16 protein-coding genes are annotated in these 26,372 nt (G+C 41.5%); 9 read left to right on the forward strand and 7 right to left on the reverse strand.

All coding sequences use genetic code 11. From position 1 onward, the window contains the following. The first annotated feature begins 24 nt into the window (after positions 1 to 24). From ACO6S2_RS19390 to ACO6S2_RS19415, 6 genes are all read left to right on the forward strand, one after another. Entirely contained in the window at positions 25 to 978 is a 954-nt protein-coding gene (locus tag ACO6S2_RS19390; protein WP_422360216.1) for an aldo/keto reductase, read from the forward strand. Positions 979 to 1,123: 145 nt separating this feature from the next. Further along, positions 1,124 to 2,245, forward strand: coding sequence for a glycoside hydrolase family 18 protein (locus ACO6S2_RS19395; protein WP_422360217.1), 1,122 nt, complete (start codon positions 1,124 to 1,126; stop codon positions 2,243 to 2,245). Between the two features lie 133 nt (positions 2,246 to 2,378). Continuing rightward, a complete protein-coding gene (locus ACO6S2_RS19400; RefSeq protein WP_422360218.1) occupies positions 2,379 to 3,191 on the forward strand; it encodes a hypothetical protein in 813 nt (270 codons plus the stop codon). A 100-nt stretch (positions 3,192 to 3,291) separates the two neighbouring features. Continuing rightward, positions 3,292 to 6,378, forward strand: a complete 3,087-nt coding sequence (locus ACO6S2_RS19405) for an ATP-binding cassette domain-containing protein (protein ID WP_422360219.1) — start codon at positions 3,292 to 3,294, stop codon at positions 6,376 to 6,378. A 15-nt stretch (positions 6,379 to 6,393) separates the two neighbouring features. Next, positions 6,394 to 8,832 (forward strand): zinc-dependent metalloprotease, encoded by a 2,439-nt coding sequence (locus ACO6S2_RS19410; protein WP_422360220.1) that lies wholly within the window; start codon positions 6,394 to 6,396, stop codon positions 8,830 to 8,832. A gap of 61 nt (positions 8,833 to 8,893) precedes the next feature. Next, on the forward strand, positions 8,894 to 9,748 hold the full coding sequence (locus tag ACO6S2_RS19415) for a DUF2911 domain-containing protein (RefSeq protein ID WP_422360221.1): 855 nt from the start codon (positions 8,894 to 8,896) through the stop codon (positions 9,746 to 9,748). A 34-nt stretch (positions 9,749 to 9,782) separates the two neighbouring features. Here the strand turns inward: ACO6S2_RS19415 and ACO6S2_RS19420 are convergent, their stop codons facing one another. From ACO6S2_RS19420 to ACO6S2_RS19440, 5 genes are read right to left on the reverse strand one after another with little or no spacing between them, the layout of a single operon-like run. After that, on the reverse strand, positions 9,783 to 10,940 hold the full coding sequence (locus tag ACO6S2_RS19420; RefSeq protein WP_422360222.1) for a hypothetical protein: 1,158 nt from the start codon (positions 10,938 to 10,940) through the stop codon (positions 9,783 to 9,785). Continuing rightward, positions 10,927 to 11,607: an ABC transporter ATP-binding protein gene (locus ACO6S2_RS19425; RefSeq protein WP_422360223.1), complete on the reverse strand. Its 681-nt coding sequence runs from the start codon at positions 11,605 to 11,607 to the stop codon at positions 10,927 to 10,929. Before ACO6S2_RS19425 ends, ACO6S2_RS19420 begins: the two co-directional genes overlap by 14 nt. A 2-nt stretch (positions 11,608 to 11,609) precedes the next feature. Next, positions 11,610 to 12,824, reverse strand: a complete 1,215-nt coding sequence (locus ACO6S2_RS19430; protein WP_422360224.1) for an ABC transporter permease — start codon at positions 12,822 to 12,824, stop codon at positions 11,610 to 11,612. Continuing rightward, on the reverse strand, positions 12,821 to 14,050 hold the full coding sequence (locus ACO6S2_RS19435) for an ABC transporter permease (protein WP_422360225.1): 1,230 nt from the start codon (positions 14,048 to 14,050) through the stop codon (positions 12,821 to 12,823). Before ACO6S2_RS19435 ends, ACO6S2_RS19430 begins: the two co-directional genes overlap by 4 nt. After that, positions 14,047 to 14,793, reverse strand: coding sequence for an outer membrane lipoprotein-sorting protein (locus ACO6S2_RS19440; protein WP_422360226.1), 747 nt, complete (start codon positions 14,791 to 14,793; stop codon positions 14,047 to 14,049). The genes ACO6S2_RS19435 and ACO6S2_RS19440 overlap by 4 nt, the downstream gene beginning before the upstream one ends. A gap of 106 nt (positions 14,794 to 14,899) precedes the next feature. Between ACO6S2_RS19440 and ACO6S2_RS19445 the strand changes: the two genes are divergently transcribed. From ACO6S2_RS19445 to ACO6S2_RS19455, 3 genes are all read left to right on the forward strand, one after another. After that, positions 14,900 to 15,700, forward strand: a complete 801-nt coding sequence (locus ACO6S2_RS19445) for a DUF3179 domain-containing (seleno)protein (RefSeq protein WP_422360227.1) — start codon at positions 14,900 to 14,902, stop codon at positions 15,698 to 15,700. 59 nt (positions 15,701 to 15,759) lie between these two features. After that, positions 15,760 to 16,173 (forward strand): Dabb family protein, encoded by a 414-nt coding sequence (locus ACO6S2_RS19450; RefSeq protein WP_422360228.1) that lies wholly within the window; start codon positions 15,760 to 15,762, stop codon positions 16,171 to 16,173. Between the two features lie 187 nt (positions 16,174 to 16,360). Then, on the forward strand, positions 16,361 to 19,612 hold the full coding sequence (locus ACO6S2_RS19455; protein WP_422360229.1) for a CHAT domain-containing protein: 3,252 nt from the start codon (positions 16,361 to 16,363) through the stop codon (positions 19,610 to 19,612). Positions 19,613 to 19,981: 369 nt separating this feature from the next. Here the strand turns inward: ACO6S2_RS19455 and ACO6S2_RS19460 are convergent, their stop codons facing one another. Continuing rightward, on the reverse strand, positions 19,982 to 20,464 hold the full coding sequence (locus tag ACO6S2_RS19460; protein ID WP_422360230.1) for a hypothetical protein: 483 nt from the start codon (positions 20,462 to 20,464) through the stop codon (positions 19,982 to 19,984). After that, positions 20,454 to 26,354 (reverse strand): RHS repeat-associated core domain-containing protein, encoded by a 5,901-nt coding sequence (locus ACO6S2_RS19465; RefSeq protein ID WP_422360231.1) that lies wholly within the window; start codon positions 26,352 to 26,354, stop codon positions 20,454 to 20,456. The genes ACO6S2_RS19460 and ACO6S2_RS19465 overlap by 11 nt, the downstream gene beginning before the upstream one ends. Between the last annotated feature and the right edge of the window lie 18 nt (positions 26,355 to 26,372).

The raw sequence follows: 26,372 nt of genomic DNA on the forward strand, positions 1-26,372 counted from the left end.
AGCTTTAACCAAAGCCCTAAAATCATGAAAACATACACGCTCAGCAATGGAGACCAAATGCCAGCCCTTGGTCTGGGAACCTGGAAATCAGAACCAGGAGAAGTTTACAAAGCTATTCGTACAGCTATTTCTGTTGGGTACAAACATTTTGATTGTGCCTATATCTATCAAAATGAAACGGAAATAGGTGCCGCACTGAGTGACGCCATCATGACGGGCGAGGTGAATCGCGAAGAACTATGGATTACCTCTAAATTATGGAATACTCATCATCGTCAAACAGATGTGAAGGAGTGCCTGAATGTGACCCTTAAGGCATTGCAACTAGACTACCTTGACCTATACCTTGTCCATTGGCCTGTTGCGCATAAAAAGGATGTGATTTTTCCTCAAGATGGAAATAGTTTAGTCAGTTTAAGAGATATTCCTTTGGAAGAAACCTGGAAAGGTATGGAAGAGGTACAAAAAGCAGGTTTGGTCAAGCACATTGGTGTCGCCAACTTCAGCGCTAAAAAAATAGCTCAAGTCAATCAATCCGCGTCCCAGAGAATTGAGGTCAATCAGGTAGAACTACACCCACTACTTCAGCAAAAAGATTTGTTAGATTTTTGCAGAAAAGAGGAGGTTATCCTTACAGCTTACTCACCTTTAGGGTCTCGAGATCGTATTCCGCAAATGAAGGCCGAAGATGAGCCAGATCTATTCGAAATTCCTACGGTAAAAGCTATAGCCGAAAACCATAACTGCTCTCCCGCACAAGTGCTTGTTGCCTGGGCAATCAATCGAGACACCGTAGTTATCCCAAAATCTACGAATGAGGCCCGACTAAAACAAAATCTGAAAGCCGCCAATATTCAACTATCTACAGATGAAATGAACAAGATCAGTAATTTGGACAAGCATTTTCGGTATGTAACAGGTGCTTTTTTTGCATTACCCGGCTCCGATTATACCTTGGCCAATCTGTGGGATGAATAGTTTCACCAATCAATAATTAGAAAAGAAACGCATTCAGAGTACTATTTCTACCATTGAGCGAATTGCTTTTTGACTGAAAGTTGTATGATTTACCTTCCTTGCTGAAGGCATGATTATTCCATTTTTTCATTCTAAAAAATCATACATGAATCATTTAAAACATTTACTATTCCTCAGTATTGCCATATTTTGGTCCGCCTGCAGTCCGAAAGAGTCTACAACACAAGAGTCAACTGAAAGCGCAAAACCACCCCTGGATATCATCGCCTATTATAGTGGTTCGGGGTCTAGCATTAGTGACTATCCGATTGACAAGCTGGATCAGATCATATTCAGTTTCATGCACCTGAAAGGCAATCAACTTACTATTGACAATGCCGAAGACAGTATTTCTCTACTACAAATAACTTCGCTAAAAGAGCAATATCCAGACCTTAAGGTGCTTGTATCCCTAGGCGGATGGGGTGGTTGTGAAACCTGCTCTTCTGTCTTCTCTACAGAAGAAAACAGAAAAGCATTTGCAGCTTCAGTTGTCGATGTACTAAAGCAGTACAACGCCGATGGTATCGATCTGGACTGGGAGTACCCGGCCATTGAGGGATTCCCGGGGCATGAGTACAAACCGGAAGACAAACAAAACTTCACGGCACTGGTTCTGGAACTTCGAACCGCCATGGGTGAAGGCTACGAACTGAGCTTTGCTGCAGGTGGCTTCGATAAATTTCTCATCGAATCTGTCGAGTGGGATAAAGTAATGCCATTGTTCAACAGAGTGAATCTCATGTCCTACGACCTTATCAATGGCTTCAGCACGGAGACCGGACATCATACGGCTCTATTTTCTAATCCATCCCAAGAGGTCTCAACAGACTACGCGGTACAGTTTTTAGATTCCATTGGCGTTCCGCTGAACAAAATTGTTATTGGCTCAGCTTTTTATGCTAGAGTTTGGGAGAATGTACCTCCTGAAAACAATGGATTATACCAGTCAGGAAAATTCCTTAAGGGTATTGGTTACCCCCAATTGGACAGTACACTTTCTGCTGAAAATGGATTTCAAATCTACTGGGACAGTGTAAGTATGGCTCCTTATGCCTATAGTGAATCTTTAGGGCAATTTGCTACTTATGACAATCCTCAGTCGGTAGCAGCCAAAGTGAAATATGTAAAGGATAAAAAATTGGGAGGAATAATGTTTTGGGAGTTAAGAAATGATAAAAAACAAAATGGCCTTTTGGATGAAATCCACAAAGCTGTGAACAACTAATTCCAAGACTGACATCTAACTAGATTGACCAATCTGAGCAAAGCCAAATCAAATTACTGATTTGGCTTTACTTTTCTAATCCAATTCTTTTAAATTGCCTCCATTGTTAAGAGACGATCATTAAATCAGTACTATGAAAAATATACTAAATATCGTGTGTATCGCTGTGCTTGCTGCCAGTATTGCAGCTTGTAGCTCAGGTAAGAAAGCCGAAGAAGCCGACAAGGCAACCTTAGAAAACGTAAAAGAAAAAGTAGAAAAGGAATTTAAATACCCAATCCCAACTTCTTTTGAGGTGACAGAACTTCTCCAGGATGCTGGAGCCGCATTCGTTTGGAACATTACTAATCCGGTCGAAAATGTGGATAAATATGAAACACAAAGAGATAAAGCGCTGAATCTGGGTATCTATGGTGCTGATTTGAGTTACGCATGTACGTACAATAGTCAGGAAGAAACTATGGAAATGCTCAAAGCATCTAAAACGCTGATTGACGGATTGGAAATTCCAGGTGTTTTTGACGATGAGATGGTAGCAAGAGTGGAGACAAATCTTGATAACAAGGATTCTTTAATACTTATTGTAACTAAATCTTTTTACAACACTTACTCTGAACTCAACAAATCTGGACAGGACAAAATGTCTTTCCTTGTCGTAGCAGGTAGCTGGATTGAAGGTATTTATATCACTTGTCAATTGGCCATTTCTAGTGACTACGATCCAAGAATGTTGAACATAGTGGCAGAGCAGAAAAACTCAGCAAACAAGTTGGCTGAATTTGCAACCAAATATGCCGACGATCCGGATATTGAGTCTGTGAGACCTTTGTTGCAATTCATGCAAATTATCTATGAAGGTATTGATCCCGCTACAGGAATTACAAAAGGTCAGCTTGACGATATTTCTAGCAACGTAGAAAGTACAAGAAACGAGATTATTGGCTAGTCCAAACAATCAATTCGATTAATTAAAAGGCATCCTGACAAATCGGGATGCCTTTTTTTCTATATTTAAATTCTAAACCCATAACAAAGAACTATTCTGCATGAGTGAATCGATTATCAACGCTTTGATGCGCTTGTTTGCTATTATTGAGAGTGTAAAAGATGAAGTGGTTGATTCAGGCCATATTATCGTGGAGCCCTATTTGGAAGCTCAGCTCAATCACGACCTTGCAGAACAATACCTAAACCTCTATCAAGATTATGTCGAGTTCTATAGACGCGAAGCCTCCTCGTCAGAAGAGGAATTAGAGAACGAAACAAAAAACATCATTCAGGTTACCAAAATCTGTCAACAGCTCAATAAAGAATTACTTCAGCACGAACGTGTCATTGTATTTATTCAGCTAGTCGAACTGATCAATACAGACAAGAAAGTCTCTGATAAGGAAAATGATTTCATGCAACTGGTGGCGTTAAATTTCAACTTACCCAAGCAAGAAATCAACGACATTACCTCTTTTATCCTGGATCCTGAAATAAAGGAGCTATCTAAAGCCAACGGAATGATCATCGACAACAAGGTGACCGAATGGCCTGAAGAGATTGCCTGGATGATGAAAAAGAAAAAAGAGCCAGGCATCAATGAGTTTAGACATATCCATGTTGAAAATCTTTTTGGCCAGATCAAAGTGCTGTTTATTCAGAGCATTGGCACTTTTGTCATACAGTATGACGGCCCACTCAATTTGTATTTGGAAGGAAATAAAATTTCTAAAAACAAAACTTACATTCTAAAATCTGGTGCCATCATCAAGGGTAGCAGTATCGAGCCAATCTACGAATCTGAAATCAGTAAAAAATTCTTGCTTGACCTTAAAAAAGTCAACCTTGTATTGCACGGTGATGACATGCAGTTCAAGTTCAAAAACAGCAACAACGGCATTCAGCCTTTCAGTTTTTACGAAGAGTCCGGTCAGCTCATAGGTATCATGGGAGGAAGTGGTACTGGAAAGTCCACACTTATTAATTTGCTGAATGGAAAATTGGAACCATCTGGTGGAAAAATTAAGATCAATGGCCACAGTATCCCTCGCTGTGTACAATCAGGGGTAATTGGATATGTACCTCAAGATGACCTTTTGTTTGAAGAACTGACTGTCTATCAAAACTTATACTTTAACGCTCGCCTTTCCTTTAGTGATTTTTCTAAAAAAAGACTCGACCAGGCAATTAACAAAGTACTTGAGGATCTGGACATTGATGAAATCAGAGACCTCCAGGTAGGTAGCCCGCTCAATAAATTTATTAGCGGTGGTCAGCGTAAGCGACTTAACATTGCCCTTGAACTGTTGCGTGAGCCCTCCGTTCTTTTCGTGGACGAGCCTACTTCCGGACTGTCTTCTATGGACTCCGAAGTGGTCATGAACTTACTCAAGGAGCAAAGTAGAAAAGGCAAACTGGTGATTGCTATTATTCACCAGCCCTCATCGGATATCTTCAAACTGTTCGATAAGCTCTGGCTGTTGGACAAAGGAGGATACCCAATCTACAACGGCAATCCAGTGGATGCAGTGGTGTATTTCAAGACCATGAATACACAAGTGAATGCGGCAGAAAGTGAATGTAGGACTTGTGGCAATGTGATCCCAGAGCAAATTCTGCATATCATAGAAGCCAAGGAAATCAATGAGGTCGGTGAGGCTACTAAGCAACGGAAAATTTCTCCCGCACAATGGTATGACAAGTATCTTGAAAATTTGGCACCTAAGCTTAAAAAAATTAAGTTTCAAACAGCGCTCCCTCCTTCCAACTTCTTGATTCCGAATCTAGCACAGCAGTCGAATATTTTCCTGCAAAGGATCTTGCTTTCTAAAAAAACCAACTTACAATATATCCTCCTGAATCTTCTTGAACCGCCGCTATTGGCTTTGATTTTAGGCGTGCTAGCTAAGTACTCGATAGGTAATGAATATATCTTTAGTGAAAACAAAAACATTCCGGTATATCTCTTTATGACCGTAGTAGTGGCACTTTTTCTAGGACTATCAGTAAGCGCGGAAGAAATTTTTAAAGACAAAAAAGTACTGGAACGAGAATCCTTTCTGAATCTCAGCCGATTCAGTTATATCAATTCCAAAATCATCTTTTTATTCTGTCTATCGGCGCTGCAGATGTTCATTTTTGTTTGGTTTGGAAATTACTTGTTGGAGATTCAAGACCTGAACTTTAGCTTCTGGCTGGTCCTCTTTTCAGCCGCCTGTTTTGCCAATATGGTTGGACTCAACATTTCCTCTGGTCTAAACTCCATTGTGACAATCTACATTCTCATCCCGCTGATTTTAGTACCACAGCTGTTATTAGGTGGTGCTATGATCAAGTTTGACGAACTACACTATAAAATAGGAGACAAAAAACATGTGCCGCTAGTAGGTGATGCCATGGTTTCTCGTTGGGCTTATGAAGCCTTAGCCGTAGAGCTTTTTAGTAATAATAACTATGAAAAGCATTTCTTTGATTATGACAAGCGTATGAGTGATGCCAGCTTCAATTTTGCCTATCTCATTCCCAAAGTTCAAACTAAACTTCGTTTGGTTTATCAAAACATTCAGGCAGGTAATCGATCAAGTGCTCTTCAACATGAAATCGATATTTGCAGAAAAGAATTGGAGAAAATGCAAGCCAAAGACGCTAATACCCAATTTTACCGTCTTCGATTCTTGAACATGGAAAAATATGATTCCACTTCCCATCATCAAATTATTGCGCAGCTCAATCTGCTCAGAAAAAAGTATAAAAACCTGAAAGACGAAGCCGTAAAAGAACGAGAGTCTCATTATTACGAAATGGTAGAAGCGATGGGGAAAGACGGACTTTTGGAACTTAAAAATGCCAGTCACAACAAAACCCTAGAAAACCTCGTCACTAATCGAGATGAAATAGAAAAAATATATGAGGCTGAAGATGAGCTAATTCAAAAGAAGGACCCCATATTCAAAACACCCGATTCGAACATCGGAAATGCTCATTTTTATGCTCCGGTCAAAGTCTTTGGAAACGTTCAAATCGACACATTCTATTTCAATATCATTATTATTTGGCTCATGACGGCATTTTTCTACATGACCTTATATTACGATGTACTTCGAAAATGTCTAACTTTTATTACCAACAAATTCACTAAATACTAACCACAACATACTCAAATGAAGCTCAATTATTTACTCGCATTGTTTGCAGTGCTGTCATTAAATGTCAGTGCTCAAAAAAAGAAAAAAAATAAATCAACTGCCCCTACCCTGGAGGTATCCGAAAATATCACTGCCGGATTTATTGATTACTCAATAGACAAAGAGATTGATCGCATTTACTTTCATGTATCAAAATTGGATGAAGAGTTTTTATACCTCCCCTCGCTATCCTCTGGGGTCGGCTCTAATGACATTGGCTTGGATCGAGGCAAGCTGAGCAGCGAGAAAGTTGTGAAATTTAAGAAAGCTGGTAATAAGCTCCTACTCATCCAACCTAACTATGACTATCGTGCCATTAGCAACAATCCAGATGAATCTCGTGCCGTTGAGGAAGCATTTGCCCAATCCATTATCTGGGGATTTGAAATATTGGAAAACCAGCATGGGGTTTATAAAATAGACATCACAGATTTTGTTATAAGAGACGCCGTTGGCGTGGCCAGTACCTTGGCACAAACTCAGCAAGGTAATTATTCACTAGACCCAAACCGGTCTGCGCTAAACACGGAAAGAATTAAGAATTTCCCAAAAAACACTGAACTCGATGCTATACTCACTTTTACTGGCAATCCTCAAGGTGACTGGATTTACTCCGTTACCCCTTCTGCAGAAGCAGTAACCGTCACTGTTCATCACTCCTTCATACAGCTTCCTGACAATAATTATAAAAAAAGAAACTTCGATCCAAGAGCTGGTTTCTATGGTATTGAGTATTACGACTATGCAACACCTATTAGTGAATCATTGTCGAAGAAATATACCTGCCGACATAGGCTGGAAAAGAAAGACCCGTCAGCGGCGGTTTCTCAAGCAGTAGAGCCCATCATCTATTATCTAGACAGAGGAGCGCCAGAGCCTATCAGAAGTGCATTGCTGGAAGGCGCCTCATGGTGGAATCAAGCCTTTGAAGCAGCCGGATTCAAAGATGCCTTTCAGGTCAAACTATTGCCCGAGGGAGTTGATCCTATGGATGCCAGATACAATATTATTCAATGGGTTCATCGGTCCACCCGAGGCTGGTCCTATGGTGCTAGTGTAGTAGACCCAAGAACTGGTGAAATTATCAAAGGACATGTAACGCTAGGCTCTTTACGTGTCAGACAAGATTATTTGATTGCAGAGGGTTTGCTCTCACCGTACGCCAATGATGCTATAGATCCAACTATGGAAAAATTAGCACTGGCCAGGCTGCGACAATTGTCTGCTCACGAAGTAGGGCACACTTTGGGGCTTGCTCATAGCTACGCTTCCAGCTCAGAAGGACGAGCCTCAGTGATGGACTACCCCCATCCAAAAATCGACCTGTTGAATGGAAAAATAAATTTGGACAATGCCTATGACGATAAAATTGGTGCATGGGATAAAGTAGCCATCACCTATGGGTATTCGCAATTCGATGCTAATACTGATGAGCAAGACACACTGAATAAAATCATTTCTCAGTCCATTAAAAACGGATTGACCTTCTTATCGGATCAAGATGCTCGACCACAAGGTGGTTCTCACCCTTTTGCTCACCTATGGGATAATGGACAGGATCCAAGTACAGAACTCAACCACCTCATGAACGTTCGAAAGGTGGCCTTGAACAATCTCGGCGAAAACTCTATTCGTACAGGAACACCCTATGCTCAACTTGAGGAAGTTTTAGTTCCAATGTATTTTCTGCATCGCTATCAGGTAGAGGCGACAGTAAAACTGATAGGAGGACAAAATTATAGATATGCGCTCAAAGGTGATGGTCAACTAATTACACAGCCTGTATCAGGTGCCACTCAAACTAAGGCAATCAACTCCTTGCTGAATACAGTACAACCAGAGGCATTAGCCATTCCCGAAGGCCTACTGAATATTTTACCCCCACGCCAGCTTCACAAAGGAAGAAGCAACGAGGTAGTAAATCTAAGAACTAGCCCTAACTTTGATGCATTAGGTGCTGCGGAAACGGCCGCCGACTTAACTTTTTCACTCATGCTCAATTCTGCTCGAGCTTCTCGAATGATCGAATATAACAGTCGAAACAATACTCAGCCGGGCCTTGATTTTTTACTAAACAAAATACTAGAGGCCACTTGGTACCAAAAACCAAAAGCAGGCTACCTAGGAGAAATCCAACATGTAGTAAATCTAAACGTGCTAGGTCACATGATGAATTTGGCCACTAATGAAACTGCTAACCCACAAGCCAATGCTTTAGCGTACCAAGCCATCGATCAATTAAAAACTAAATTAGAGGCCAGGTCGAGTGTTAAAAATAGCACCTTGGCGAACCGTCAATATGCTTTGAGATTGATTCGTGAATTTTACCAAAGTCCTACGCAATTTAAGGTAACACCCGCTCAATCGATTCCTGCAGGTTCACCTATCGGAGCAGGGTTTAGATGCGAGTTATAACTGCACTAGTGGATGTTTGATCCTGTCAAGACCTGCACAATCACTATTAAAATTGATGAACATGACTAAAAAAATCAACCTTCTGATAATTGCCGCTTTGTACCCTTCATTTTGGCTTCTCGCTCAGGAATTATATGTACCCCAAGCCAGTCCAAAAGCGGCCATTGAACAAACTGTGGGAGTTTGTAATATCCGTGTTGAATACAGCAGACCCAGCGTAAAAGATCGCCCCATATTTGGTGGACTTGTTCCCTACGGTAAAGTTTGGAGAGCCGGAGCTAATGCCGCTACAGTACTATCTTTTGATCAGGATATCAATATAGCCGGAAACAAGGTGGCTGCCGGCCGATATGGTCTCTTCATCATACCAACAGAAGAAAAATGGACTATCATTCTTAACAGGCAATGGAATCAATGGGGTGCCTACAACTATGATTCCAATGAAGATGTGCTAAGATTTAAGGTGCATCCATCCATAAAAACGTTCACAGAGATGTGCACCTTCAGTTTTCTCTCAGTAACTAAAACTTCGGCGATACTACAATTGGCCTGGGAAAAGACAGCTATTCATCTACCAATAGAAACGTCCACTCAAGCACAAACATTAGCTGAGATAGATCGAACTACACAGGTGCTAAAAAATGGATGGTACACTTTTTCTGCGGCAGCTCAGTACCATTTCTATGAATTAAAGCAAAACCAAAAAGCTCTAGCATATATTGAAATGGCAATAGTTCTAGATGCTCCTAATCCATCGCCATGGATGCTCAAATCCCAAATACTAGCTACGCAAGGCAAATATGCCGAAGCGATAACTACCGCAGAACAGGCTATTCAAATTTGTAAAAAAACAAGTCACGAATTTGAAATCGATGAGAATGAAGAAAACATACGATTGTGGAAATCACGATTGTGAGAAGTATTCGTCAAGTCAATGCACCTTATGCTAATTAAAAACTATACTTAAACCTTCCAAAAATCATAGTCCCACCATCACCATAGAGGGTCATAGGGTCTCCCCTGAATAACTGAGCGGCCACAAGGAAATCGAAGTTTTCAGCGACAGACCAGGTCACATTAGGTCCAATAAAAAGAGAACCATCCTTCGGGTTGAGCATAGTCGCCAAAGCCGTATTTAATATGGGTGATAATGCGCCAGAAAGCTGAAAGAACAAATTGTGCATGGCAGGGCTCAAGGTCTGCGCACTCAGACTTCGATCCAGATAAAATGCTGCGTAGTCCCCTGATTTCACATTGAGACCTCTGGAGTTGAACAAATAGGCAGTTTGAAAATACAACCCATTAGTGAAAGTATAGTCAAACTCCACTGAACCTACGAATTGAGTTTCCCCAGCTTCATCATTCACTGGCAAGAAATAGGTACCCTCTCCTCGAAAGCCTGCTCCCTTTATATCTCCAGCCCAACCAACGCCGACCACAAAAAATTCCTTCTGATAGCCTGTCATAAATTGGATATCGTAGGTGTTGGTATTGAACTTGTACTTGGCCGCCAAAGTGCTTCCCGAAAGGCTATCCGCCAAAGCGTAAACTAGACTTAAAGACGATGCGGCACTGGTATAATAGTTCACTTGAACAGCATCCGTGCCTGGGCGCTCCTCGTAATCAAAATCGAAGAATGAATATGAGTTGAAAATATCATTTGGATTCCATATTAAGGTTGTGCCCCAGTTCACACGCTGTCGGCCAACGATCACCTCCAGGTCATTTTTCTGATAGGTAAGATTCATTCGATCAAATATGGTATGTAGGACGGTACTAGAGCTATTCGCCCAGACTATGCTCATATCAAAAAATCCAGGGTCATCTCCCAAAGAACTGTAAGCCAACGGAACATCTCTCACCAGCTCGCCCCAGAAAAATCGGTTTCTCATGGAAGTCTTGAAGGTCAAGTTATCATTCCAATACCAGGTATAATTCAAACGGTTATGAAGGAAGTTGTCAGTAATCATACTACTATCTCCTGGCGGTATGATCACCGTATGCATATACTTCATATAACCGTTCAGGGTCATATTTTCATCCTGCGCCTGTGAGGGGGCGCCGAATAAACATGTAATAGCAAGAATTAAATATCTACCCGTTTTCATTGGCTATTTTGCCGTCGTCCAATTTAATCAAACGTTTGGCACGTTTCATTACTCGGTCATCATGAGTGGAGAATATGAAAGTTGTTTCCTCTTTTTCATTCATCTTGAACATCAAATCCAACAGATTGGTGGTTGCCTTGCTATCCAGATTGGCCGTTGGTTCGTCAGCCAAAATAAACTTTGGTCTTGAAGCCAATGCTCTGGCTACAGCCACTCGCTGTTGCTGCCCTCCTGATAGTTGATTTGGTCTTTGGTGGGCCTTATCAGCTATCTCCATGGCTTCCAAAAGTTCCATGACACGCTCTTCTATGCTCTTCTGAGGAAACTGCTGCAACTCCATGATAAAAGCCACATTTTCATAGGCGCTCATGACCGGAATAAGGTTATAAGCCTGAAATACAAAGCCGATATTGTGCAATCTAAAATCAGTCAACTCCGTACTGCTCAACTGAGATATATCTTGCCCATCTACCTTTACAGCACCTGTAGTTGGCGATTCCAACCCGCCCAACAAATTCAAAAAAGTGGTTTTTCCACACCCTGACGGTCCAACGATGGCCGAAAATTCCCCTTTCTCAAAAGAAAGTGAAATGCCGTTGACCGCATGTACTGGTACAGTATCGGGATTATAAACTTTTGTTACGTCTAGGGTCTGAATAACGCTCATAACTAATCTCTTATCGCTAATGCGGGGTTTAACTTAAATGCCCTGATGATTGGAAAAATAGATGAAAAAACGGCCGTGCATACTACCATACCAGTGATTATCACATAGAAACTATAATCAAGTGTAGGATAAACAATAGCCGACATGCCAAACTGCTCCATTCCTTCTTTGAAACTTTCGAAATGCATACCTACTCGACCAAAGTACTCAATGGCGCCCAGAGCGAGTAAATTCCCAATTACTCCTCCCACTAAACAGAGAAATATAGTTTCCAATGTGATCATTTGAGCAATTTTGTTTTTTCTCATACCTAAAGACCGAAGCATCCCTATTTCTTTGGTACGCTCCAAAATCACCATCAACATGGTGTTGATGATTCCAAATATCAAAGCGATGAGCACAATTCCCACAAGAATATAATTGAACATTTGTATCAAAGACCCACTCATGCTCAACGTGGGGTTAATGTCCTTCCAATCCTGCGTTTTGTATTCGGTGAAAGTATGCTGCAATACATTAACTGTACTTGCTAGCACCTCCTGATCTGTAACTCGGATGGCCATTTCGTGTACTTGACCATCATTGATTTTGAGAATATTTTGAAGGTCACATTTCCTAACAAACACATTCCGATCATCGAACATCGTACTGTTGGTGTCAAAAATTCCATTAACCTTAAAATTCTCATACACCATGTTACCTGTCTTATCAGCCAGTGTAAATATGATCTTTGATTTTAGTCTGACCTTCAATTTTTCAGCCAGTCGCTCGGAAATGATGATTGGTTTAAACCGCGATTCAGTTTCTAAATATTGACCGTCGATCATTAGGTTATATACTTCCGTCACTTCTTTTTCCTGAGCAGGATCAATGCCGTAGAGCGTAACCTGAGCACTATTATTGGCGGTCATGGCCATTGCTTCTGTTTTGATTCTTGAAGTGAATGACTTCACATGATCATTATTTTCTAAGACACTTTCCAGCTCCTTCTCGTCCAGGGTCAGTTCCAATTCTTCCATAATCAGATACTCGGCATTATGAATCTGAATATCCGAGATTTCATTTTCAATGGTGCTCTTTATCCACTTGTCCACCATGCCGTTGGACATGCTAGCAATAAACAGTGCACCAAACAAACCGACGGTAAGTGCCAATATCACTGCAGCACTACGTGTTTTATTTCTCCATACGTTTCGCCAGGCAAGTGATATGATCATTGTCTTCCTCGAATTATGTCCACAATATTAAATTTCATAATGTTATTGAGCGGAATCACTGATGCCACAATGCTAACCCCCAACACAATGGCAAACTGTAATAACATGTAGCCTGGTTTGATAGAGATTTGCAGAATAGGCTCCATATTCATCTGACGATACATATCAGCACTTTCTTCTGGCACGGGAATAGGGTTGAGGAAATAGAAATAGACCACTGGAAAGCTGATGATTAAACCCGCCAGTGCGCCCAATCCCGCAATCATTATGGACTCCAATATAACTTGTGTCAAAAGTTTCGTCCTCCTCATGCCAATGGCAATCATGATTGAAAACTCCTTCTTGCGCTCCATGGTCATCATCAAAATGGTTCCGAACAAGCCAAACCCAATCACCATATATAAAATACCGATCATGATTTTTCCAAAGAAATTGTCCGACTCTATGCCTGAAAGGATTTCCCTATTCATGGACCTCCAGCCTCTAGCCTCCAACAACGTAGTATCCATTTTTGATTCGTAGTAGGCCTGTGTCTCTTCTACCTCATCATTGTCCTTAAGCACCAAATTCACATTGGTCAATCTCCCCTCCATGAAAAAGAGATACTGAGCAGCAGCCAATGGTAAAAAAATCATCCGCTTGTTAAACTCCGCCATCGGGTGATCAAATATGCCTTTGATAGGATACTTTCCAGCGGCTGTTACTCCCATATACCCTTGTCCGAGTAGTACTAAAGTGTCGCCTACACCAATTCTTAAAAATTGAGAAAGCTCCTTTCCAATTAATACAGCGTCATCATTATCCTTTAAGTACTCGCCTTCGATAATCTTATTTGCAAGTCCAATCTGACGGTCTTGCACAACTGGGTCTACGCCTTGAATCAAGACACCACGAGTATGTGGTCCAGATGAGGCTAGCACACCACTAGACAATTGTGGCACCCAAAAATCTATGCGTTCGTCTTTATTTAGCGTCTCTTCCAACTCCTCTGGAAACTCCATGCTGTTGAGCAATGTTTTGTCATCCCAATAGAGCTTATCCATCAGTGCTACATGACCAGTGGACGCAGTAATGGCATCATCCAGCATTTTATCGTAGGTTCCTAGTTGCAGACCACGCATCATGGTGGCAATCACTACAGCAAAAGTTACCGACCCTAAAGTGATAAAGGTTCTCTTCTTATTGCGCCACAGGTTGCGCCAGGCCAGTGTAATCTTTCTTCTCATCTCACCCTTTTCATGTTTTGTTGAGAAAAGAAGCTTTCTTTCAAATCGGTATTGAATTTCAGATTCCTATTGACCATGATGGTCTGGTTACCGGGTTTGTTGACAGGTGTCATAACCATTTTGGCCGGTAATTTCCGATCGTCAAATTGGGTAATTTCTGAGGCTTCCATAGTACTGACTAATTCGAAGTCTTCATCATAATATTCGGTCTTCATCTGATAGTATTCGTCCTTCCCTATCCAAATATTGATCTTCCCCCAAACCACAGAGGAGTTTGGCTTGGGAATCATCTCAATCTGGTAGCAGTCAATCCCATCTACTTTCCGTTCTCCAAGCATTTTATGTGTATAATCATCTACCAAACTGTTCATTTTCACCAGATCATCATTGGTAAAATCCGAACCCATCCAGTTTTGCCCCATCATGGACGGTGGCAACTTAATCATACGGCTGATATTCGGAATCCAATTCCACATGTCGGTCTGACGTTTTAAAAATACCTGCCCTTTGTCTCTTGCTGGTCCGGTGATATAGATCAAAAAATACTCTCTTCCCAAACTCCATGATTTCATAGTCATAGTCCGTGTATACCTCGGTCGAACAATTGTCATTTCCATTTCTCCCTGGCTGCTTTTGCCATTTACTTTATCCAGAGATTTTTGAATGATGTCTTTGGGGTCTTGTGCTTGCGCTGTAAAGATCAAGGCACAGATTAGGCTGAATGCTTGGATTGCTTTAATCATGAAATGAATTTAAATCATTTTGTTTAATTCCTTAGTCGTAAGGATTTAGAAAAGGTTCTAATATTCTTGATTAAATTTAATGTTTCTCGAATCATTTCTAAACAACATGAAATCTCTACTAAACCTTCTTACATTACTCATTTTATTCAGCTGCTCTAAAGCACCGAAACAGGAGAGTCAGTCTGAACCCAATCCATCGAAGAAAATTCAAAGACCCCTAGCCGCAGAAAATGGAAAGTTCTTTGAAATGCAAAATACTAGGGTGCTATTTGGAGGAGAAGATAGTACACTGCACTTCGATGTTTCCAACCTTACACTCCAAGAAAATCAATTTCACTATGGAATCGGAAGAGAGGCTTTTCCCGCGCTACTCTCTCCAGAGTTCATAACTATGGAAGCCGCTGATACGATCTGGGCTGACAGTACTCGTTTTTTGGTTGGCTCACTGAATGGAGAGACCAAAGCCTATTCAGTACCTGACCTCACCCGTCATGAAATTGTAAACGACAGCCTGGGAGGAAGGCCTATAATGGCAGCCTACTGTATTCTCGCAGATTTGGGTGCTATTTATGAACGTGACTACAATGGTAAATTGCTGACTTTCGGACTGAGTGGCTATACCTACTTTGACGAACAAGTATGGAACGGACTGGATGGATTCGTGTTTTGGGACAGAGAAACTGAAAGTCTTTGGTGGCCACTGATTGGCAAAGCAGTATCTGGTCCACTTGAAGGGGTAACTTTATTAGAAATGGATCAACAGTATTGGGAGGACATTTCCTGGAAAGAAGTGAAAGGGAAATATTCAGATGTCAAAGTGCTGGCATCCGGTCAGGATTTTGAACGACCTAACAGTTGGCCAAAATATGGAGACGTACAATCTCTAGTCGAGCAGTTCAGAAAATAGGCAGGTAAGGTTATTTCTTTTCCAATGACTATCTTAGACTAAATATTTAAAACCAAACCATGAAAAACTTCACTTTCTTAGTTCTCATCGCTGCTATGTTCATGAGCTGCGAACCCGTCAAAACCAAAGATATGATTAGTGGTCAATTTGCCCACTCTGTCCTCATCTGGCTCAATAATCCTGACAGTGAGGCTGACCGACAAAAAATTGAGAAGGGATTAATGGAACTGATCGAAAACTCAGACTACATTAGATCTGCTCACTTAGGGGTACCAGCTCTTACAGCCAGAGATGTGGTAGACAATTCATATACCTACCACCTTATGGTCACCTTCGGGTCTAAAGAAGAACAGGATAAATATCAGGTAGAGCCTGCGCACAAAAAGTTTCTGGCCGACTGCAAAGACCTATGGAACAAAGTGCTGATCTATGACTCCATGAATGTTCTCGAAGAAGGGGGGAATTTGAAGTAGAAGGGGTGAAAACTTTCGGAGACTAAGCATTTACCCTTAATATAGCTTACCTCCCTTTCCATATAATTCTTTTTTTATCCCGAGGTTACTCCTAGTTCAGATAGTTGAGATAAAATTTAAGTACTTTATAGATAAAGGCCACAAACCTAACTCCAATCACAATTTTATCAATTTTAAACAACCTGATATGTCGCCGCTAAATCGATACTTATTTGTCTTCTTTTTAATGATATGGGGTCGTTCTTTATTCGCTTTTCAATCTTCCGACAGTTTACAAGCAGAAATACTTTACAATAAGGCTCGATCCTTTTTCAACAAAGCACAATACGATAGTTCAGCATATTGTGCGGAAAAAGCAAGCAAGGTCTATGCTCTACTAGGAGATTGGGAAAAACACTTATTTTGTCGAAATACGCTTGGATATTGCAAGACGTATTCCAGAGACTTGGAAGGAGCGGCGAAAATATTCAAAGAAAACATCGAGATAGGGTCTGAAAAGTTGGGCGAAACCAGCTCAGAATATATCATGACCTATGCCCACCTTTCACATCCATTAAAAAAAATGGGGCTTCTCGACAGCGCTCTTTATTGTTCAGAGCTCGCGGTATCATTGGCAGAAAATAACCCTTCCATGGACAGTACGATGTTTGCACGAGTCTATTTAGCAGCAGCCAATGCCCAGTCAGCCAAATTACAGCTCGACGAAGCCATGTCCAGCGTAAAAAAGGGGTTATGGATCAAGAAAAATCAACAGGATAGTATAGACAGTTATACTCAAGAACTTCACAATTCGTTGGCCATTATTTATTATTATAAGAACAACTTCAACCGAGCAATTAACCACTACAGAAAGGCACTTGAAATTGCTTCAGAACTAACACCAGACAACCTCTCCTATCCTGCAATGTACCTAAGCAATATTGGGTTATGCTATATGGTAGACCGCAACCTGGATTCAGCCAGCTACTTATTCGAAAAATCTCTCCAAATCCGAATTGAACTTTTTGGTGAGGAAAGCCTGCAAGCTTCGCGTATATACGAAAACCTTGGGTTCGTTCATAAGGAGAGAGGAGCCTTTAAAAAAGCACTGACCTATTATCAAAAAGCGCTCTCCGTCTACCAGAATAACTATCAGCCACTTCATCCCAGGATTGCCTCTACCTTTGGCAATATGGCCTTTGTGTTTAGAGAAGACAAAGAATACGAAAAGGCAGCAAGATATCTTAGGCAGGCGATTGAATTAAATCAAAAGATTTATGGAGTCGTTAACCGACTGGCAGCCAACTACAAAGACCTTGGTACGGTTTTGATGAAAGCCAATAGGCTTCATGAAGCCAGGTCAGAATTAAACCATGCCCTCGAGATTATATCATCTCAGAACCAAATAGATAGCATAGCTCTGGCAGACACACAAACCAAGATGGCGGAGTTAGAGATACTGGTGGGCAACTATGTTCAGGCAAATGAGTTGTTGACGGACAACCTAAAGATATATTTAGAGAAGTACGGCCTGAAAAATTTTAATGTGGCGGATATGTACATTGAATTGGCCAGTTTAAAAATAAAATCTCAAAAATATGACGAAGCACTATACCTAATACAAAAGGGACTATCCGCTGTTGTCACCAATTTCGAGGAGGATAATATTCATCAAAACCCGAAGTTAGAGGATAATATTCTCAGAGAGAATACCCTACTAAACGTACTGAGAGTTAAAGCCATAGGACTCCATAAAAAATACGAACAAGAAGGAGACCCTCAATTTCTAAACTCCAGTTTAGCAACCTGTGAGTTGGGTGTATCTCTGGTAGGAAAGATCCAAAATGGATTTGTAGATGAAGAATCGAAATTAAGTGCGCTAAAAAGTTCCGAAGAGCTGATTGAATTGGGTATTCTAAATGCCTATCAGTTGGGCAATTCTCTGAAAGGCGACGTTTTCCTAGAAAAAACTTTCTTTTTGTCAGAAAAAAGCAAATCATCTGTCCTTCGCCAGACCATGCTCGAGTCCAAAGCTAGGTCTTTTGCCAACATTCCTGACAGCTTACTTCAAAAAGAAAATGACCTGAGAGCAGACATCTCCTTTCTGGATTCCAAACTACGTGAGGAGGCAGGCAAAGATCCAATCAGATCAGGTGACGAGAATTTAAGGTCTCAACTCTTTGACCTTACAAGGGAGCATGAACAATTGATTAAACGTTTCGAGCAAGATTTTCCAAAGTATTTTGACCTTAAGTACAAAAACCAACCGGCCTCAGTAGAGCAAATTCAATCCGTACTGGCACATGATCAAAATATTATAGAATACCATGTGGGTGACAGCGCAATGTTTGTTTGGGTTTTAAACAAAAAAGGGCTGACAGTAAAACAAATTTCGTTATCGAGATCCACAATTTCCGAATCGGTAGGAGAGTTTAAGCAATCAGTTGTGCAACAGAACCAGCAGAATTACGTGCATCAGGCCAAACAACTGTATGATTTATTGATCAAGCCAATCAGAAATGACCTAGTTGGTCACCGACTAATCATTATACCTGATTCCGAATTATGGGAATTGAATTTCGAGACCCTTCTCAGCTCAGCACCGACTTCTATTGATTACCAGACCTTTGACTATCTCTTAAAGGAATTTGCCATTAGCTATGCGTATTCCGCCAACCTTCTATATTCACAATTCAACAACAAGTTGAGCAGGGATACACGACAGGAAGTACTAGCCTTTTCATTCAACAACAAGGATGAGACTGGAAAAAATTTGACTCTGCAAACACTCAGAAGTGACAACCTGGAAGATCTTCCAGGTTCCAGAAAAGAAATCCGGATGATATCAGAGTTTTTTGATGGCGACTATTTCTTTGGTTATCAGGCCAGCGAAGCCACTTTCAAAGCCCTGGCAGCAGAATATTTCATTTTACACCTGGCCTTACATGGACAAGCCGATAGTGATCACCCTAACAGTTCAAATCTCAAGTTCACCACAAAATCTGACTCAACCGAAGATGGCCGTCTATATGCCTACGAACTCTATAACCTCTCTCTCCCAGCAGAGCTGGCAGTACTTAGCGCCTGCAATACAGGCGTTGGGAAACTCATCAGTGGAGAGGGTATGATGACTCTTGGCCGAGCCTTTACCTATGCTGGATGCAAAAGTCTGATCTATACGCAATGGGAAATTCCCGATGAATCTGCTCCACAATTAATGCAAGGTTTTTATAGTGGTTTAGAGCAGGGTAAGACCAAAGATGTAGCTCTAAGAGAAGCCAAACTAGCTTATTTAGCACAAACCAACCCTGCTCAGGCCAGTCCATTCTTTTGGGGGGGATTTGTACTACAAGGCGTAACCGAACCTTTAAGTGAATCCGATGATAAGTACACAATCATGCTTACTTTAGCCGCTGCACTTGGACTAGGTGCGCTTTCTTATAGACGGTTTAAAGGTTAGCGCATCTTATATTTCCAGTAAATCAATGTTTAACCCTCTAAGGGTAGATTGCATCTACACTTTAATATCATTCCTGCTCTTATCATAAAAAGGTGTAGTCACAGACATACACCTAGATTCTACTTTTTATTTCATTCTACGCCTAGTGGGGTTAATGTGCAATGCTAATATCGTCAATCGGGCGGACGCCCTTTCCTAACATAGGTCCTAGGATCGCTTCGCTTAACCTACGACCAGGAGGTCAGTCATTTCTATAGTATTATATAGTCTTATCATTCACTGCAAATGAGCATTTTAAATACCTCCCAAGATTGCAGTCGCAATACAATTGCGACCGGGTTCAATATTTTCCCTTACTATTACTCTATTTTAAGCAGAACCATTAATATCTAGATCAAACAGGCTCTTCTTATTCAAATCAACTTTGACTCTCCAAAAGTAACTACACCCATCCAACATAAGCCTATACTCATATTTCATACTTTCGAGAGCTTTTAAATTCTTAGACCAAAATAAATTAATAAATATCACTTTCGAGCCTTCCGAAGTTACATAACCTATGTACTGGCGAGTGTACTTTCTCAAGCTCTTATGTACGACAGGACAACTGCCATCTTGATTTATTTCATCCTTATTCAAGGATTCTATTTGATCTTTTAAAATCCCTTCCGCTTCTCGTATTTCGTCAATTGTTGGCACAAACCAATCTACCTTATCCTCTTCATACAATTCTATATCATTGACTACAACAAAACCCTTATACGGAGATTCTATATCATATACTGCTTTCTGAGTTTGGCAACTTCCAATTGCAGGCAAAAGCAATAATGTCAGTATTAATCTAAAATCCAATTTTAATCGGTTTAATTCCATTCTGAGGTAGTGTTTTTGGTTGTACTCTATTAATTGTGGTTCTATTCAAATAATCATGACCGTTGTGTATACTTGTTCCATTATACAACAAACGAGTTACACCTTTTGCAGATCGATATCTCACCCTTAGTGCTTCGCCATTTTCAGCCCTAACGAGGTTTTCCATGTGTGCTGCGTAAATTTCCCCTTGAATAGTATTATCAACTGGTGTTCTATCTATTCCACTTGAAATATTATCATCTGCATGTCCCAATTCATGCGCTAACCCAATGTAAGGATCTCTAGCTTTATTACCATCTGAATTTAAATCTCCAGTTAAACTACTTGGATCAAAATTCACTGTACTTGTTGCAGGGTCAAATGAATTACCATTTCCAGCAGTTGCTTTAGTTACCGTTACATTATACTGTGAAGATTGAAGCCCATCAACTAATTTATTACCTTCCTTACCACCAGAAATACGATTCAAATTATTTACAGCTGTCTTCAAAAAGCCAGTATTCTTTCGATTGCCATTCTTATCAACTTTTGTTCCCTTACCAGTGTACGCCGTACCATCAGCATTAGTAAGGTTTCCATCCTGATACAATGCCTTATTGTTTTTGTCTATCTGAATCCATAAGGAATCCCCATTTACATCAATATATTTTATTGGATTATTGGCGGCATATTGATAGGGGCTAAAGTCATTATACTTTTCACTAAACCTATCCTGAGTAAAGAACCTACCTAACTCTGGCATATACATTCTAGCTCCATAATCTAGAACATTGAAGTCTAGATCATCTTGCAACTCCTTCCCATTATACTTAAACCTCTGCCCCACACTCGCAGGTCTACTGTATCCACCGAAAGTCAACCCAAAAGGATAATAATCATCTTTACTGACAATCGGGGTATGATGCTGGGTCACTGTAAAATCGTCAAAGAACACATCGATGGGTGTATCTTCCTCATTCGATAAGTAAATATAGACATATCCAGTTTGCGTGATCGTGATGCTGTGCTCCAGTTTTTCGTGATCCTCACCAGTTGGATTTTCTTCTGTTACATTGATTCCTGTTTCCTTGGCAAGTTCACTGATCTGCTGATGACCTGTAAGTTCACTGATCAAATTGTAGTATTCATCAAAGACCATATAGTTGAGATAAGCCTCAGGTGCTGATGTAGGATTGGCCTTGCCACTCCAGTCTACAAAAGGATTGGCATCTGCTCCTATGCCGCCTCCATCAACTACTATCCCTCCTGCATTGGATGCAATGTTGGAAACCATGGTATTCATTGCATTTGTCCAGCCTCCCGACTCGGACTGTAAAAAGTACTTGGCATACACTTCCATGTCGATCACATCACCCGGTTTTACTTTCAGCGACTTGCTCAGCCCTTCTCTTTCGTTGGCCGAACCATTCAAGCGAATTGAGGTATTGCCTCCAGCGGTATGGTTGAACAATTCTGCTGTGATCTTTACCATGCCGTCATAGCCTGTGAAATAGTTTGCCTCATTAGCTTGTTTGTCTTGTTCGAAAGCTGCAAAAGATGGATCTATGTCTCCATCTTCTTTGAAGGTGGCTCGTACATTACCTAAATGATCCTTGAGGTGGTATTGGTATTCGTACTCCACAAAATCCCCATTCACATCTGTTTCATAAACAATCCTGCCCTCTTCGTGTTGGATAAATTGAAGCTGACTTGTATCCGTGCCTTTGGACTCATAAATGAAAGCGCCTTGATAGTCTGTTCGTTTGGTTTGGGTACCGTCTTCGTAAACAATCTGGGCGAGTTTGGTGCCGGCTGCATCGTAGATGTAGTCGATACGATCAGACCCATCAGCATTCATTTCCAACCTGATGGGCAGATTCAAATGGTTGTACTCTATCTTTTCGATGCCTTTGTTGGCGTCTGAGATCATGTTGCCGTTGGCATCATACTCATATTCCGTGTTTGCACTGGCGTCATCTTTGAAACCTAAATCTGTTGACCCACTATCATCCACCTTGGTCAATTGATTGCCGACATAGTCGTAGTCCAAATGATCCCAGTCGGTGATGGTACCTTCGTCTGTCATGCCTTTTCGCTGTAAGGCCAGAATATTGCCATTGGCGTCATAATCGATATTGGGTACAGAAAACTCTCCAGTATTGTAATCGGCCGATTTGAGTCTGTTCACAGGATCATAGGTATAATCGTAAGAATTTGTAGCTTCCTCAAATGGGTTCTTCCATGCTTTCGCACCAATGTTACCATTGAATTGACCGGCTTCATCATACTTGAGTTGCATGGCAAAATAATCCTCGGGGTCTGGAGCGATGGGATCATTGATCTGGGTCAACCAGCCTCGGATGTTGTACTGATAGTCTACTTCCTGGCTGAAGACTCCCCCACCTTCGTCATTGAGTTTCTTTTTGATCAGTTCACCCAGTTCATTGTATTCGTTTTCCAAAATCACTTTAGTGACTGCTGTAAAAGAGGCATCGCTGGTCACATCCAGGGTCTGTGTGACTTTCATCAATCGATCGGCATGGTCATGATCGAACTCCTTGGTTATCTCCGTAGTCTCTGAGGTGATTGCACTTTCATGGGTGTGAATCGTCTTTACCACCAGTGGATGAACCAAACTATAGTATTCATTCACGAAAGTGTCTTTGTTGCCTTGATAGTCTTGTGAGATCGTACTGGCCACTCGGTAGCGGCTGTCGTATAAGGTGATCGACTCGTTCCAGTCATGGGTTCCATCTGGAAGATCTACGCGTGCCTTACCGCCTGTCACATAAGTTTTAGCCTTCGGTTGACTGATGGTGACATTTTCGGCCCAATGTCCCGCACCGATAAAGTCGTAGTCGTCATAGTATGTGACGGTCAGGTAGTCGTCTGCTGAGGCTACACTTGGAAAGGCCTCGTTGCCATATCCATGCACAGCACTACCTGCAGTTTCATACCAATCAAAGTTGGCCTGCTCGAGCTGATCATTGACATAAGTCTGCATCAGTGCCCTGGTCGTTCGGGTATTGTCTGTATAAAGCCCGGTCAGCACTGGTCGGTTCAAGGCATCGTATTTGGTAAAGAACCACTGATTGTTGACTCGTTGATTCCCATCCTGAGTCAGCACCAAACGGTCTCTATTATCATAAACCATATATACCGTTCCTGCACCTGGCACTTGTTTTTCTATCATTCGGCTGTACTTGTCATACTTGTACTGAAAAACGTATCTGCTGGTGAAGGTTCCGGTCAGTTCATTGAAGTGAACTGTAATCAGTCTTTCATCTTCACTATAGCAGCCTATTGGACTTGTGTATTGGTATGTCAATCTGTATTCACCAATTCCAGCAGTTTCAGCATCGAAAGTTGCACCTGTCACATAATCACCTTGCCAAATACCTCCAGCAGGCTGTCCGCCTAATGCCACAGCATCTTCGCCATTGTTTACCACAAGATCAGCACCGGCATTAGCCGTACTTTGATCCACGTTTATAGCTATACTACTAGTGAATTTATCACATTGGCTATCTGTTACTTTTCTTCTGTAGTATTTGGTGGCATTCAATGATCCGACGTTTAAAGTTGAGACATTTTGTCCGGTGATGTTACTCCAATTTAAGTCATCGGTTGATTCCTGCCATTGATAACTGAACACACCTGTACCTCCACTGGCATCGGCCAAACTGGTTAGAGTACCACCGGTTTCATCCGGACAAATGGTCTTTTGGCCGCCAATGATTCCTGCGTCAAAATCAGAATTTACAGTAACTAGCACGCTTGGGCTATACGCCGTTAGGCCACATGAAACAACTTTTCGTCGGAAATAACTACTTGCTGTCAAACTTGCTGGTGAATAATCCGACGAATTGGTTGATTGGATATCTGTCCAGTTAACATTGTCAGTTGAAGTTTGCCACTGAAAGGAATAGATGTCATCTCCACCTGTAGGTTCGTTTGCTCCATTTAATGACGGTGAAGATCCAAAACAGACCGTCTGAGCACCAGATATTGTTCCAGCACTGAGCGGAGGCAATACAGAAACAGTAACAACAGAAGTATATTTGGTTGCTCCGCAAGAGGTTACCGCCCTACGGTAATGTGTACTAACGGCTAATGATCCAAGGGTATAAGTTTCTTCTGTGGCCCCTGTCACATTTGACCAATCAGAACCATCGATAGATTCCTGCCATTGATAAGAATAGCTTCCGTTTCCACCATTTGCAGCAGATACGTTGCCTAGGACTTGCCCTGAACTGCTGTAACAAACCGTATTATCTCCATTGATAGCCCCTGGTGTAAGTTCGTCATGAACAATGATCTGGACAGTATTTGAATGCTGGGTCCCACAACCTTCTCCGGAGGTTACCATCCTTCTATACCAGGTGGTCTCCGATAAATTCGAAGGATTGTATGTGGTACCTGATGCCCCACTAATATCCGAGAACCCTTGCGTCGAACTAGCCACGGATTGCTGCCATTGGTATACCAGTGAAGTGCCTCCTGAAGCGGATGTTGAATTTCCCAGTTCGTCAGGGTCATCATTATAACATACAGTCTGTGTGTTGTTAATAATTCCTCCTTGAAGGTTGTCATGTATAGTAACTTTAACCGCATTTGTATACTTAGTACCACATCCAGAACTTGAAGTCACTTTTCTTCTAAACCACGTGGTTTGGGTCAAGGCCGGAGGATTATAGGTGCTGCTGTTAGTACTGCCTATGTCAGTAAATCCTCCACTTGCGCTTGTCGTTGAGCTTTGCCAAGTGTAGGTACGTGTGGCTGCGCCTGAAGCTGAGGCTGTGTTGGACAATGTTGCTGCATTGCCATTGTAACATAAGGTTTGTGCATTACCTATGCTTCCTGCATTTAGATTAGACCTCACCGTTACTTTAATTACATTGGTATACTTAGTACCACAACCCGAACTGGAGGTTACCCTTCTTCGATACCAAGTGGTCTTGGTGAGACTAGGAGGATTATAAGTGCTTCCCGTTGCTCCACTGATGTTGGAAAAGCCACTGGACGAACTTGTCGTAGATTTTTGCCATCGATAAGTTCGTGTAGCACCTCCTGAAGCGGATGCGGTATTGGTTAAAGTACTAGGGTTGCCGTTGTAGCAAACCGTTTGGGCATTTCCGATACTTCCAGCTTTCAAATTACCTCTTACGGTGATTTTTTCGCTGGCGGCGTACTTGGTTTTCCCGCAGGAGGTCACTCTTCTTCTGTAATACCTGGTAGCTGTCAAGTTACCGGGAGAATATGTTTTACCGGTGGCTCCGCTAATATTTGACCAGCTCGAGTTGTTACTAGACACCTGCCACTGATAACTATAGGAAGAAAGCCCACCACTCGCACTCGAGGAGTTACCCAACGTACCAGCTGAAGCCCCATAACATATGGTTTTTGCGCCACTGGTATTTCCGGCGTTTAGGTTATCAGGATTTACACGAACGTATCCAGCATATTTATAACTTGTTCCCCATTTCAATGTTCGCGTATCATAGGAGCGTAAATATACATGCCTGGTCGAATTAAAAGTATAAGTACTACCGTAACCATAACTAAAACTAGATCCATAAGAAACTGTCTGCCAATACCATCTCACATAGCTCGGAGGGTTTGCATTTCTTTTGACTCTGGTAGACCCACAATAATACGATGTCGAAAAGGTAGTAGATGGCGTAGGTGGTGGTGTGGTATTAGAAGGTCCTCCACCGCCGCCAGAACCTCCCCCGGAGCCTCCGCCGCCATCATCTGGAGGAGCAGCCGCTGGCGATGCCGCAGGTGCTTTAAAAGTTTTAGGTTTAAATTCTTGTGCCAGGGATATATTGGAAAAGAGAAGGAATTCTAATAATAGAATTAGAAAAATTAAGGTTGACTTAAATGACATGGTTGTAATATTTTTTTG

It is taken from the genome of Reichenbachiella sp. (assembly GCF_965233835.1).
Lineage (GTDB): Bacteria > Bacteroidota > Bacteroidia > Cytophagales > Cyclobacteriaceae > Reichenbachiella.

Coding starts and splice junctions, on each gene's coding strand:
- ACO6S2_RS19415 (WP_422360221.1), top strand. CDS start 8,894: ATGACTAAAAAAATCAACCTTCTGATAATTGCCGCTTTGTACCCTTCA.
- ACO6S2_RS19405 (WP_422360219.1), top strand. CDS start 3,292: ATGAGTGAATCGATTATCAACGCTTTGATGCGCTTGTTTGCTATTATT.
- ACO6S2_RS19465 (WP_422360231.1), bottom strand. CDS start 26,354: ATGTCATTTAAGTCAACCTTAATTTTTCTAATTCTATTATTAGAATTC.
- ACO6S2_RS19450 (WP_422360228.1), top strand. CDS start 15,760: ATGAAAAACTTCACTTTCTTAGTTCTCATCGCTGCTATGTTCATGAGC.
- ACO6S2_RS19455 (WP_422360229.1), top strand. CDS start 16,361: ATGTCGCCGCTAAATCGATACTTATTTGTCTTCTTTTTAATGATATGG.
- ACO6S2_RS19390 (WP_422360216.1), top strand. CDS start 25: ATGAAAACATACACGCTCAGCAATGGAGACCAAATGCCAGCCCTTGGT.
- ACO6S2_RS19425 (WP_422360223.1), bottom strand. CDS start 11,607: ATGAGCGTTATTCAGACCCTAGACGTAACAAAAGTTTATAATCCCGAT.
- ACO6S2_RS19420 (WP_422360222.1), bottom strand. CDS start 10,940: ATGAAAACGGGTAGATATTTAATTCTTGCTATTACATGTTTATTCGGC.
- ACO6S2_RS19435 (WP_422360225.1), bottom strand. CDS start 14,050: ATGAGAAGAAAGATTACACTGGCCTGGCGCAACCTGTGGCGCAATAAG.
- ACO6S2_RS19410 (WP_422360220.1), top strand. CDS start 6,394: ATGAAGCTCAATTATTTACTCGCATTGTTTGCAGTGCTGTCATTAAAT.
- ACO6S2_RS19440 (WP_422360226.1), bottom strand. CDS start 14,793: ATGATTAAAGCAATCCAAGCATTCAGCCTAATCTGTGCCTTGATCTTT.
- ACO6S2_RS19430 (WP_422360224.1), bottom strand. CDS start 12,824: ATGATCATATCACTTGCCTGGCGAAACGTATGGAGAAATAAAACACGT.
- ACO6S2_RS19400 (WP_422360218.1), top strand. CDS start 2,379: ATGAAAAATATACTAAATATCGTGTGTATCGCTGTGCTTGCTGCCAGT.
- ACO6S2_RS19445 (WP_422360227.1), top strand. CDS start 14,900: ATGAAATCTCTACTAAACCTTCTTACATTACTCATTTTATTCAGCTGC.
- ACO6S2_RS19395 (WP_422360217.1), top strand. CDS start 1,124: ATGAATCATTTAAAACATTTACTATTCCTCAGTATTGCCATATTTTGG.